Origin of the sequence: Rugosimonospora acidiphila (genome assembly GCF_039543385.1) — a bacterium.
Classification (GTDB): Bacteria; Actinomycetota; Actinomycetes; order Mycobacteriales; family Micromonosporaceae; genus Rugosimonospora; species Rugosimonospora acidiphila.
Window position 1 is genome coordinate 108,125 of record NZ_BAABJQ010000007.1, and the last position, 11,962, is coordinate 120,086.

The 11,962-nt window shown below is 70.9% G+C and carries 10 protein-coding genes; 5 read left to right on the top strand and 5 right to left on the bottom strand.

Going from position 1 to position 11,962, the window contains the following annotated elements:
- Positions 1 to 69: 69 nt before the first annotated feature.
- The 5 genes from ABEA87_RS14500 to ABEA87_RS14520 all read right to left on the bottom strand — a co-directional run bounded on the left by ABEA87_RS14500 (position 70) and on the right by ABEA87_RS14520 (position 7,519).
- Complete coding sequence (locus ABEA87_RS14500; RefSeq protein ID WP_345629790.1) at positions 70 to 4,023, bottom strand: golvesin C-terminal-like domain-containing protein; 3,954 nt, start codon at positions 4,021 to 4,023, stop codon at positions 70 to 72.
- A gap of 73 nt (positions 4,024 to 4,096) precedes the next feature.
- On the bottom strand, positions 4,097 to 4,714 hold the full coding sequence (locus ABEA87_RS14505; protein WP_345629791.1) for a YesL family protein: 618 nt from the start codon (positions 4,712 to 4,714) through the stop codon (positions 4,097 to 4,099).
- A complete protein-coding gene (locus ABEA87_RS14510; RefSeq protein WP_345629792.1) occupies positions 4,711 to 5,451 on the bottom strand; it encodes an SDR family NAD(P)-dependent oxidoreductase in 741 nt (246 codons plus the stop codon). The genes ABEA87_RS14505 and ABEA87_RS14510 overlap by 4 nt, the downstream gene beginning before the upstream one ends.
- The gene (locus ABEA87_RS14515) at positions 5,448 to 6,587 is read right to left on the bottom strand and encodes a mandelate racemase/muconate lactonizing enzyme family protein (RefSeq protein WP_345629793.1); all 1,140 of its coding nucleotides are present in this window, start codon (positions 6,585 to 6,587) and stop codon (positions 5,448 to 5,450) included. The genes ABEA87_RS14510 and ABEA87_RS14515 overlap by 4 nt, the downstream gene beginning before the upstream one ends.
- A gap of 5 nt (positions 6,588 to 6,592) precedes the next feature.
- A complete protein-coding gene (locus ABEA87_RS14520; RefSeq protein ID WP_345629794.1) occupies positions 6,593 to 7,519 on the bottom strand; it encodes a dihydrodipicolinate synthase family protein in 927 nt (308 codons plus the stop codon).
- Positions 7,520 to 7,928: 409 nt separating this feature from the next.
- Between ABEA87_RS14520 and ABEA87_RS14525 the strand changes: the two genes are divergently transcribed.
- The 5 genes from ABEA87_RS14525 to ABEA87_RS14545 all read left to right on the top strand — a co-directional run bounded on the left by ABEA87_RS14525 (position 7,929) and on the right by ABEA87_RS14545 (position 11,957).
- Positions 7,929 to 9,407, top strand: a complete 1,479-nt coding sequence (locus ABEA87_RS14525; protein WP_345629796.1) for an ABC transporter substrate-binding protein — start codon at positions 7,929 to 7,931, stop codon at positions 9,405 to 9,407.
- Between the two features lie 63 nt (positions 9,408 to 9,470).
- Positions 9,471 to 10,367 carry an SMP-30/gluconolactonase/LRE family protein gene (locus ABEA87_RS14530; protein ID WP_345629798.1) on the top strand — a complete coding sequence of 299 codons (897 nt, stop codon included), beginning with the start codon at positions 9,471 to 9,473 and terminating at the stop codon, positions 10,365 to 10,367.
- Positions 10,368 to 10,435: 68 nt separating this feature from the next.
- Complete coding sequence (locus tag ABEA87_RS14535) at positions 10,436 to 10,690, top strand: hypothetical protein (RefSeq protein ID WP_345629800.1); 255 nt, start codon at positions 10,436 to 10,438, stop codon at positions 10,688 to 10,690.
- Positions 10,691 to 10,752: 62 nt separating this feature from the next.
- Entirely contained in the window at positions 10,753 to 11,613 is an 861-nt protein-coding gene (locus ABEA87_RS14540) for a hypothetical protein (RefSeq protein WP_345629802.1), read from the top strand.
- 98 nt (positions 11,614 to 11,711) lie between these two features.
- On the top strand, positions 11,712 to 11,957 hold the full coding sequence (locus ABEA87_RS14545) for a hypothetical protein (protein WP_345629803.1): 246 nt from the start codon (positions 11,712 to 11,714) through the stop codon (positions 11,955 to 11,957).
- Positions 11,958 to 11,962 lie beyond the last annotated feature (5 nt).

Here is an 11,962-nt window from a genome sequence, read left to right on the forward strand (position 1 = left end):
CGAAGCCGGGGGGTCGGCCCGCGACGGTACGCGGGCCGACCCCCCGTTGTGTGTGCCGCGGCGCCCTCCTCAGCCGCCGACGGGCGTGAACCGGGCGGCGTCCGCCCGGTGGAACGCCGTATCGTGCACCTGCAACTGCACGTACCCGTCATCGCCGGCCGCGAAATTGAAGGTGCCCAGCACCCGCCACTGGCTCGCCTGATCCTGCTGATCGACGGTGAAGGTGTCCTCGCCGTCCGCGTGGTGCACGACGTAGACCGCGGCCCGCGTGCTGGTCGCGTTGTTGGGATACCAGACCGCCACCGTGTACGCGCCGGCGGTGTTCAGTACGGGCTGCCACGTCGCGGTGGAACCGACGGAGTTGCTGTACCGGGTGACCGTCCCGTCGAAACCCAACAGGCTGCTGGCCAGCCACTGCCCGGTCTCGACGTAGCTGGGCCACGGATCCGCGACGTCCACGGTCACGACGTTGGACGCGACCTGCACGGTGACGCTGGCGTGTGCGCCGGTGTCCAGCGTCGCGGTGACCGGGTAGGCGACCTGCCTGGCCACGCCCGCGGACGACGACACGGTGATCGGATAGGCCTGCTCGCTGCGGCCGGCGACCCGATAGTTCAGCGACGCCGGTGCGGCGGTGAAGCCGCTGGGCACGCTGATGGTCAGCGTACCGGTGCGTCGCAGCGGCCCGACGTTGAGCACGCTGACGGTGACCGTCGTGGCGTCGCCGGGGTTGGCCAGCTGGGCCGGTGCGGCGACCACCGCCGGCAGGCTCAGCGACGCGAGCACCCGCACCTGGGCCGGGGTCAGGTCCACGGCACCGCCGGCCCAGGTCGCCGAGGCGCCGATGGTCACGGTGGCGGCCGGCGCGTCGGCCGGTGCCGTCACGTCGTACGTCCACGGCGCGGAGCCACCCGCGGGTACCGTCGCCGGCGCTCGGCCCACCGGCTTCGACGTCCAGCCGGTGGGCAACGCCAGCACCACGTGCGGGTGGCCGAACGCGGCGTGGGAGCCGTTGCGCAGCACGGCGGTGACGCGCATGACGTCGCCCGCCGTGGTGTCCGCGCGGGCCGCGACCTCGCCGGCCGCGCTCACCCCCGGCGGGCACACCCCGGTGACGCTCGTCGGCACGCGCAGGGTCGCCTCGGCGGTCGAGGTCGTACCGACGGTGATGGCGTACCGGAACGAGGTGTTCAGGTCCGCCACCGGCACGGTCCACTCGTTGGGGTACACCTTGTTGGGCAGTTCCTGCCAGGTCGCGCCGTCGTCCGTGGAGTACCGCAGCGTCGCCAGCGCCTCGTTGTCGACCTGGAGGTAGGCGTCGTAGCCGCTCCGGTCGGGACGCACGAACAGCAGGCCGCGGGCGATGCCCAGCGGGCTCGCGTCGTCGAAGTGGTAGCTGGAGGTTCCGTTGTCCGTGCCGGCGGGCAGCCGGTGCAGCGGCACCTTGAGGCTCACGCCGGACACGATGACCGCGGTGATTCCCCGAGCGGACACCGTGACGTCGAGCCGGCCGTTGCGCAGCCGGTCGCTGACCCGAGCGCCGTTGTCCCGGATGACCTCGACGCGGTAGGTCTTCGCCCGGTCGATGCCGGCCAGCGCCGGGTCGAAGGTCACCGTCGCGGTCTGTGCGCTTTCGGCCTCGTTGGTCAGGCTCAGGTAGAGGTTGCCGTTGCCCTCGGCGGTGAGCCAGTTGAGCTGCGGGTTGGACACCGTCGCGATGCCCTTGGGCAGGTACGGCCACACGTTGTCCGCGCCGTAGAAGCGGCCGGGCGCGTGGCCGTAGGTGCGGAACTTGAAGTAGACGTAGTTGGTCTCGAACTGGCCCGGGAATTCGATGTTGAAGTGGGAGCGGTAGGTGTGCTCCGTGACGAGGTAGTCGATGGTGAGGCCGAGCTGCCCGGGGATGTGGCTGTAGTAGATCGAGCTCTCACCGGGCGGGCCGACCAGCGGGAAGTCCGGGTGGATGTGCCAGGACCCGAACTGCCGGTTGTAGTACCCCGGGTAGTTGGTGTATCTGCCGACGACCAGGTTGTGCGCGACGTCCGCGAGCAGCGTGTCGCCGGTGTGGTGCGCCAGGCGCAGGAAGAACGGCGCCCAGCACGGCAGCATGACGAATCCGCCGACGGGATTGGCCAGCTTGAACGTGGAGAGCTGCTCGAAGGTCATGCCGTTGGTGGCCACCAGCCACGCCGGTACGTTCTCGCTCGGCACGTCGCTGAGCGGATAGTCCCAGATGCCGGGGCTCTCGACCCACCCGTTGAACTGGTTGTCCAGGAACGGCTGGTTCGGTACCTCCAACCGGGTCTCGGGCACGGGCCGCACCTGGGTCTGGGTGATGAACCGCTGCGCTTCTCGGTAGGCGGCGTCGAGGAACGACCGTTCACCGCTGGCCTCGTACAGCATCAGCAGCTCGGTCCAGGCCTTCACGTAGTTGTACTGGAAGCCGCTGTCCGGCTGATTGGTGGTGTAGGGCGGCTCGATCTGCGCGGCGATATACCGTGCCCCCTCGGCCTTCGCCTCCGCCAGGTACGCCGGGTTGCCGGTCAGCTCGTACGCCTGCAACGGAGTGCTCATCGGGGTTCGCGAGTCGCGGACCGGCCGCTGCTGGATCATGAGCATCGCCAGGGCGTGCAGCCCACCGCTGCGCCCGCCGGTCTGCCGGTACAGCGGCACCAGGGTGGACGCGTCCCCGGGGACGCTGCCCAGCCGGTACAGGCCGGCGACGCCGTAGATCGACTTGGTCTTGTCCGGCGTGTAGCCGATGTTGCCGCGCGATACCTGGTACTCCATGATGGGCCGGGCCCGCTGCTGGTAGATGTCCTCGTCGCCGGTCAGCAGGTAGGCGCTGAGCAGGACGCCCGCCGTGGCGGTGCGCACGGCCTGGTCGTTCTCGACGTCGATGAATCCCTTGGCGCGGTTCCACCAGCCCGACGGGGACGGCACGAACGTCGTGCTGTCGTCGCCGTCCGGTCCCCGCATGGCCAGGTCGATCAGGTTGAACATCGTCGTGGTCAGCGAGGTGTCGTAGGCGTTGCGCCGGTAGGCGCTGTACCGGTACTCGTGACGAACCAGGTCGGTGTATGCCGCAGGCATCGCCGCCGCCGAGGCGTAGATGGCGAAGCTGTACTGCTTGGTGTCGCCCGCGCTCATCGCCGACAGATCGCCGGCCTGCGGGGCGTAGACGACCGGCTGGACGTCGCGGTTCTGGTTGCGCAGGCTCATCGCGAACGGCTGGCGCGTCGCGTTCTGCTCGCGCTCGTGCTCGAAGGTGATGACCGACGCGGGGATGTAGACGCCCGTGGTGAACGTGGTGCCGGCGATGCCGTGCTGGGTCAGGCACATCGGCGCCATCAGTTCCCAGGCGCCCAGCGCCTCCACGCCGTTGACGACCCGGGCGTGCTGGCGGGTGCCGCACAGCACCTCGTCCACCTCGTCGAGGGAGGCGGCGTCCAGCGCCTGGTACCCGACCACGAAGTGGCCGTCCTGGTTGGCGGTCAGTGTCCAGTGCACTTGCGGGTGCTCCCCGCCGAGCGACCACTGCACCGTGAACGCGTACGCCTCGGTGGTGACCGCCTCCAGCGTGACGGTGTGCGCGTCCACCTGGTGCAGCGACTCGAACGCCACCCACTGCGGGGTGCTGGAGGTGTAGTAGTCGCCGGGGAAGGCCGGCTGCGTCCCGGTCAGGATGACCCATTGCTCGTCGAAGAGGTGGTCCGGGGCGGTGATCTGCTGCCACCCACCACGGGCGCGGCGCCACAGTTCGCGCAGGTAGGTTAAGCCACCGTCCCAGGTGGCCTGGTAGAACGACACGCGATAGTTGGTGCTTTCGATGGTCGCCGACGGGACCGTGGCCACCGACAGGTTCGGTTTGTCCAGGGCGCTCAGTGGTTGCGGCAGCGGCACGCCGGTGGCCGGCGCCGCCGCCGCCGGGCTGGCGCCCAGGCCGGCGGCCGCCGTCGCGGCGACCGTGCCCGCGCCAGCCAGTTGAAGGAGCGAGCGTCGGGACAGTTCGATTTTCTCCATGTCACCTTTCCCTCGTATCTCAGGACCAGCCGGCCCAGCGCGCAGGCCAGGTGCGGCGTCACGCGGCTGCGGGTCAGCGAACCGGCCCAGCCAGGGCGGTGAAGACCCGCAGCGACACCAGCATGGCCAGCACGGCCGGCACGCTGGGCAGGAAGAACGGGATGGCGATCGGCGCCACCAGCACCATCACGACGAGCAGCGCGGCCACCGTCAGGCCCAGCCCGACCGTCCACAGTGGCGACCGCCAGGCCGCCACCGCCGCGAGCCGCCAGGACTTCGCGGCCGACAGGTCGAAGTGCACGAGGACCCCGGGCAGGTAGGCCAGCGCGGCGAGGTAGAGGGCGCCCAGCACGGCGACCGGAACGGCTACCGGGGTTCCCCTGGCCATGGCTAGATAGAACGCCGCGACCCACAGGGTCAGCAGCGGCACCCCCAGCCGCAGCTGAGCCCGCACGAACTCGGCGCGCCAGTGCCCCCAGAAGTCGCGCCACGGCCGTACCGGGCGGCCGAGAAGGTACTCGCGCAGCACGGCGAACAGCGCGACGCTCGCCGGTGACACCCCGGCGAGCACCCCGCCCGCGAGCACCCCGACCATCCAGAGCAGGTTGAGCCCCAGCAGTCGCAGCGGCCAGTCGAGCAACCGGTAGAGCCGGGCGAACCGGCCGCCGATCTCCACCCCGGAGGCACTCACGCGGCGCCATCCGGCCGCAGCATGGCCAGGCGCTGCGTCAGGTCAGCGCGGGCGAATGTCGCGGGGGACGTGATCGACAGCCCGCCATCGACGGGTAGCACGACGCCGGTGATGCCGCTGGCCGCGTCCGAGGCGAGAAAGTACACCGCCTCGGCGACCTCGCGCGGGCGCAGCGTGCGTCCGATCGGGTATCCGCCCGCCGCGTCGGGAAAGTGCTCGCCGCCCACCATGCCCGGGGCCACCGCGTTGACGCGGATGCCCCGCGCGGCGTAGTCCAGCGACACCTGCCGTACGAGGGCCTCGACCGCGCCCTTCGCGGCCGCGTACGCCGCCACCCAGGGCGCGGCGAGGAAGGCGTTCACCGACGAGACGGCGACCACCGTTCCCCCGGCGGGCAGCAGCGGGAGGGCGGCGCGCAGCGGGAAGAACAGGGTGTCCAGGCAGCCTCCAAGGGCCGAGCGCCACTGCTCGTCGGTGGTCTGGTGCGCCGGAGCGATCGGCATCGCCCCGGCCGCGGCGACCAGCACATCGAGCCCGCCCAGCAGGTCATATGCGGTCGCCACGGCGCCCGCGGCCCCGGCCGCGGTGGAGCAGTCGCCGGCCAGGTCGGCCAGCAGGTCGGGGTGCCCGGCCGGCTGCAGACTGTAGCCGACCACCCGGTCGCCGGCCTGCGCGAACCGGGTGGCGATCGCGGCGCCGATCGGCGTGGAGGCGCCGATGAGCAGTACCCGGCTCACGAGGTTGCCCAGGTGCAGTATTTGGCCACCGCGTCCTCGTCCACCGTTATGCCCAGGCCCGGCCCGGCGGGCAGGGGAATCGAGGTCGGGGTGCAGTCGATCGGTACGGCCAGGATGTCGTTGACCGCTGTGAACAGGCTCGGATGCCACTCGAACGCGACGAGGTTGGGGCAGGCGGCGGCGACGTGCAGCCCGGCCGCGAGGGCGATGCCCAGGCCGGCGGAGTGGTGCGGCGCGACCGGGAGGTGGTGCGTCTCGGCGAACTGCGCAATGGCAAAGCCCTCGGTGATGCCGGTGCGGCCGATGTCCGGCTGCAGGATGCCCGCCGCCCGGGCCGCTACGTAGGGCTGGAACTCCCAGCGGTGACGCAGGCTCTCGCCCAGTGCCACCGGCAGATCCAGCCTGGAGGCGAGGTCGGCGTGCCCGGCCACGTCCTCGAAGGCCAACGGTGCCTCCAGGAACCAACCGGCGCGCTCGGCCAGCCCGCGGCCCAACCGGAGGGCGTCGGACAGGCCGTAGACGCCGTGCACGTCCACCGCGACCCGCAGCCCGGCGTCGAGCTGACGCAGCGCGTCGACGGTTTCCAGGTCTGCGTCCACGCCGTGCCCGAGGCCGACCTTCACCTGCCGGACGTCCTGCCCGAGCAGGTCCCGCGCGTGCGCGACCCGCTCGGCGTCGTCGCGACCGGGCAGACCGGAGACATAGGTCGGCACCTGCGTGCGGAACGCGCCGCCCAGCAGTTCGACGACCGGAAGGCCAGCGAGCTTTCCCGCCAGATCCCACAGCGCGATGTCCACCGCCGCGATCGCGTCGGCCTGGTGCCCGCCGAGGTGCCCCCGTTCGCGCATCAACTGCGTCAGTTGGTGGCGCAGCGGGCGCACGTGCCGGGGGTCGGCCCCGAGCAGGACCGGTGCCAGCAGCCGGCGCACGATCTCCCCGGGTACCTCCGGCGCGACCGGTGCCAGCGCCTCGCCCCAGCCGACGGTGCCGTCGTCGGCCACCAGCCGCACGACCAGGGTTTCGCGGTGGTTGCCGTAGATGCTCGGCCAGGGCGGCTGGGTGGCATAGCCGCGCGGGCCGGTCTGTGGATTCGCCAGGGCGAGCGGGAACACGTCCACGCCGATGATCTTCACCATGTGGGTCAGCCTCTCACGCCCTGCCACGAGGGCAGGGGCACCAGCCGCAGGATGAGATCCAGCGCCGCACGGCTGCCGTCGTCGAGCGCGGCGGCGGGAACGCGTACCCGGGCGCAGTCGATGATGCCCCGCCGCACCAGTACCTCCTTGTGGACCGCCCAGGCCAGGCGGGGCTGCAGGCCGAAGCGGATCAGTGGCAGCAGCAGGTTGAACGCCTGGTGCGCCCGGACCTGGTGGCCGGCGTGCCAGTCGGCCAGGATCGGCGCGAGCAGGTCGCTGAACTCGCACGCCGGCATGGTGCCGACCGCTCCCCGGGCGTACTCCTCCAGCAAGAACAGCGAGTTCTGGCCGCCCAGCACGTCGAACATCCCGTCGACCGCGGCCGTCACCTCGCCGACCTTCGGCGCGGTGGGTTGCGCCTCGACCTTCACCGAGTCGACGCCCGGCAGCTTGCTCAGCTCCACGATCGCGGACACCGGCATGGTCACGCCCGTCGTAGCGGGCGCGTCCTGCACCATGACGTGCAGCCCGGTGCGTTCGGCGATGGTGGCGTAGAAGTCCACGAGTTGGGCGCCGGAGGGTTTCGCCAGGTACGGCGGCAGCACCATCAGTGCGTCTGCCCCACCGTCGCAAGCGGCGAGCGCGAGTTCCAGCGCCGTGTCGGTGCTCGTGGCGTTGACGCCGGCCACCAGCGGCAGGTCCGGCCCGGCCAGCTCGCGGGTCTGCGTCAGGATGGTGGTCCGCTCGGGGGCGGTGAGCGCGAAGCCCTCGCTGGCCAGTCCGAAGACCGCCAGGCCGTCGACTCCTGCTTCAAGCTCGAACTGGACCAACCTGCGTAGCCCGGCCACGTCGAGCGCGCCGGTGGCGTCGAACGGTGTGGCCAGGATGGGAACCAGCCCGCGCACGCGGACCCGGGACTCAGATGTGCTCAACGATCCTCCGACAATGCGACGCGGAACTCTGAGCTCGCATGCCACCTCGGGGGCCCTAGGCCCGGTCCGGACTGGCCGCCGCTCCGGTTGGCACAGATCTTTGATCCATGTTATAGATCTGTCAAGCACAGATGTACCCCTCGCCGGGCCGACCGCCCACGCCCCAGTCCGCGATCGGGGACACACAGGCAGGGCACCATCAATAAGTCCCGGCACCAGAGACCGTCCGCAAGGGGCACCGGTGGTCCGCCCGAGTTTTTCGATTCACCAACTCATATTGTGGATGGACATTGCATGACGTGGCCGATGGGGCTACAGTCCTCCCACGCTCTTCACTTGCACCAAAACACCCCTGCCGCCCCGCGCCCTTGCTGCGCGGCGGGCGCAGACGCAACCCAGGAGAAGAAGCATGAAGGACTTGGAACTGTCCCGACGGTCCCTGCTGCGGATGGTGGGCGGAGCGGCCGCGGCAACCGCGGTAGGGGCGGCCACCGGCTGCAGCCTGGTCGGAGCCGACGACCCCTCGTCGTCCTCCGGGAACAAGGTGACCATCAAGGTGGCCATCGTGCCCGACCCCACCGGGGCCTCGGAGTTCTACCGCCAGCAGTTTGACACGCTCGAGAAGCGCAACCCCGACATCAAAATCGAAATCATCGAGAACCCGACCGCTCAGGAACTCACCGCCGTCGAGCTCGCCTTCCAGCAGGGCAACGCGCCCGACGTCTTCCGGATTCAGGACAACCTGTTCGAAGACGTCTACGCCAAGGGCTGGGTCGCGCCCCTGGACAAGTACGTCACCGACGAATTCACGTCCAGGTTCCCCGCCGGCAGCCTCAACCCGGCCACCTCGGGCCTACACCGCGACGGCAAGCTCTACAGCCTGCCGCTGGTCTGGGGCCCGTGGTCGTTCACCCGCACGCTGCTGGTCAACCACACCGCCGCCAAGGTCGGCGGATACACCGGGGTGCCGGCGACCTGGGAGGAGCTGGAGTCGGCCTCGACCGCGATCACCAAGGCCGGCCGCGGCAAGACCTTCGGCTTCGCCGGCATGTGGCAGGCCGGCGGCCTCGTGCAGATGCTGCAGACCACCGCCGGTCCGTTCTCGGTTGCCAGCGGCGTCGACTACCGGACCGGCAAGACGGCGCTGACCGACCCGTCGCTGGTCAACGCGGTGGAGCTCATCCGCCGCATGCACAACAACAAGGTGATGACGCCCGGCTGGGAGACCTGGACCGACGCGACCCAGCTGTACACCCCGTTCGCCAAGGACCAGCTCGCCATATTCATCGCCTCGCCGTACGAGATCGCCGTGATCCGCACGCTCAACCCGGACATCGACATGTCGATCGCGCCCGTCCCGGTGCCGGCCTCCGGCCGCGGCGGCTACTCGGGGCAGACCTCGAGCTTCAGCCCGCTGTGGTCGATGTCGGCCCAGTCCAAGAACCCGGACAAGGCGTGGAAGGTCATGGACTTCCTCTCCTCGAAGGAGTTCCAGCTGGCCTACTACGAGAAGTTTGCCACCCTGACCGCGCTGCAGAGCGCCTGGCAGGACAAGGCGGCGGCCGACCCGGACCAGAAGGCCATCTTGGACGTCGCCGCGGCGTCGGTGCGTCTGAGCCCCAACCCGATCCTGTCCAGCGACGGCGGCAAGCAGCTGATGACGGCGATCGGCAGCAACCAGGACCTCGCCTGGGCGGAGGTCGCGCTGCCCGCGATCCTGCACAACCAGCCGTTCGCCCCGGCGGCGGCGCAGCTCAACGCCAAGCTCGACGCGTTCATCAACCAGCAGATCAAGGACCTGAGCGCCAAGGGAGTCAAGGTTTCCCGCGCCGACATCACCTTCCCGGACTGGAACCCCCTGCAGGCCTACCAGCCGGGTCAGAAGTAACATCCGACAGCCGATCCCGACGCGGTTCGCGGCCTGGTCGAGGTCCACACGAAGGGACCGCCGGTGCCACCGAGCCCCGAAACGCGCCAGGCTCACCCGGTCAGCGCCGAGCGCTACCAACTCGGCGAGGGACCGCGCCAGGATCCGCGTACCGGCGAACTGTTGTGGGTCGACATCGTCGCCGAGCGCCTGCTGCGCGGCCGGTTGGCCGGCGACGCGGTCGAGGTGCTCGCCGGGTATGACATCGGGATGCCGACGGGGGCGGTCGCGCCGGCGGGCGCCACCGTCGGCGGGGGTTGGGTGGTGGCGGCCGGCCGCGGCTTCCACCACATCTCTCCCACCGGCACACTGCGCCCGCTGGCCGATCCGGTCAGCGCGCCGGCCACCGTGATGAACGACGGGTTCTGCGACCCGCACGGCCGGTTCCTGGCCGGCAGCCTGGTCACGGCCGACGCCCCGCCCTGGACCGGCGGGCTCTACGCGCTGGAGCCCGACGGCTCGGTGAGCACCGTGCTGACCGGCCTCGGCTGCGCCAACGGGCTGGGCTTCGCTCCCACCGGAAACGCCATGTACCACGTGGACAGTCGCCGGCGCGAGCTGAGGCGCTACCGGTACGACGTGGACACCGGCACCGCCACCGAGCCGCGGGTACTCGTCGAATTCGACGATGCCACGCCCGACGGGCTGTGCGTCGACGCCGAAGGTTGCCTGTGGGTCGCGCTGTGGGACGGCTGGCGGGTGTGCCGGTACGACCCGGACGGCAGGCGGATGGCTCAGGTCGACCTCCCGGTGCCGCGCCCCACGGCGGTGTGCCTGCTCGACGGCGTACTGCTCATCACCACCGCCCGGGTCGGACTGACCGATGCCGCACTGCGGGCGGCGCCCGACAGCGGGCGCGTCTTCGCGGCCGAGGTGCACGTGGCGGCGGCCCCGACGCGCGCCTGGAGCGGGATGCCGTGACAGCCGGCCGGTGACGAACGAGATCCTCGCGTCCTACTATGGGCTGGTGGATCTCCTTGGCGACCACCGTGACTGACAAGTACGACACCCGCGCACGGTCCTTCCGGCGGGCCTGGCGCTACCGCCGGGTGCAGCAACTCGGGTTGCTCGCCGTGTTGGCGGGTGCGGTCCTGCTGGTGCTGCACCTGATCTCCGGCACCGCATCGTGGACGATTATCGGCGCGCTCTGGGGCGGGGGCCTGCTGCTGGCCGTTGTCGGATCCAGATCGATGGCGCGTGAGATGTCGGTCGTGGCCACGACGTTCCGGCGGGACGAGGACTGACACAACCCGGCCTGTGGCGTTGATCCGGCGTGAGACCATCGGGTGGATCGACGGAGAGGGGCGTGCTCAACGTGGGCCTGCGCAATTGGTTGCACAACAAGAGCATGGAGGAACCGGTCCCCGGCTCGTACCAGCTGACCTCGTGCAGCGTCGGCGCTTCTGACGCCGCGTATTCCAACTGCCACATGGAGGGCGTGGTGACCGGGCCGGGCGTCGGGCCGGTCGCCGTGAGCCATTACTGCACGGCACCGACGAAGAAGTGGCCCAGCCCCGGCGAGACGTTGCCGGTTACCGTGGATCGGGCCGATCCGACCCGGATGCGGGTGCGTTGGGACGACATGCCCCGTAACCGGGACCGGGGCCGGGAGCAGGCGCGCCAGGCCGCCGAGCAGCTCGCCCGGCAGATGGCCCAGGGCACCGGGCAGCAGCCGGGAAGCCCGCAGCAGCCGGGAAGCCCGTTCGGCGCCGTCCCGCCACAGGCCCAGCCGTTCATCGACGCCATCTCCCAGGCCGCCGCGCGGGCCGGTATGAACGTCACATTCGGCCAGTCGAGCACGGTGCTCGGCGATCCCGGCCGCGCGACACCCGGCGCCCCCGGCGGCGGGTTGACTCCGCAGGAGGCCGCGGCGGCGGTGGCGGGCAACGGGGCCGCGGTGGGTCTGCAGCCGGCGACCGCGCGGGTCCTCGCCGTGCATGAGGTACCGGTACCAGCCGGGCTGCCCGGTGGACCGCCGGCCGGGCTGTTCGACCTGACACTGGACGTCACCACCGCGACTGGCCTGAGCTACAGCAGCCGGACACGCATCGGGTTCCTCACGCCGGCCAGGCGCGACTCGGTCGCGGTGGTCGGCGTGGTGCTGCCGGCCTTCGCCGATCCGGTCAACCGGGACCGGATCGCCATCGACACCAGCAAGCTGGACTGACGCTGAGGATGTAGCGGCCGGCGCGAGACCGCCAGCACCGACGACGTCCCCGGCACGGGTGCCACGGCGCCGGAAGCGCCTCCGCGACCCGGGAGGTCGTGCCCGGCCAGTACCAGATCGCCGGCAAGACCGGCACCACCGACCACAACCGCACCGCCGCCCTGATCGCGATGACCCGACAGCTGGCGGTCGCCGGCATCGTCGCGGACCCCGACAACACCGACACTCATGGGTACAGCCACGCCCAGGTCAACGCCGCGGTCCAGCACACGCTCGCTGACTACCTGCGGGGCAGCACCCCGCTCGACTTCAGCGGCGAGACCACCCGGCTGGCGTTCGGGTAGCTCGC

Excerpts from the sequence above, each read along its gene's own strand:
- ABEA87_RS14500 (WP_345629790.1), bottom strand. The coding sequence starts at position 4,023 with ATGGAGAAAATCGAACTGTCCCGACGCTCGCTCCTTCAACTGGCTGGC.
- ABEA87_RS14515 (WP_345629793.1), bottom strand. The coding sequence starts at position 6,587 with ATGGTGAAGATCATCGGCGTGGACGTGTTCCCGCTCGCCCTGGCGAAT.
- ABEA87_RS14525 (WP_345629796.1), top strand. The coding sequence starts at position 7,929 with ATGAAGGACTTGGAACTGTCCCGACGGTCCCTGCTGCGGATGGTGGGC.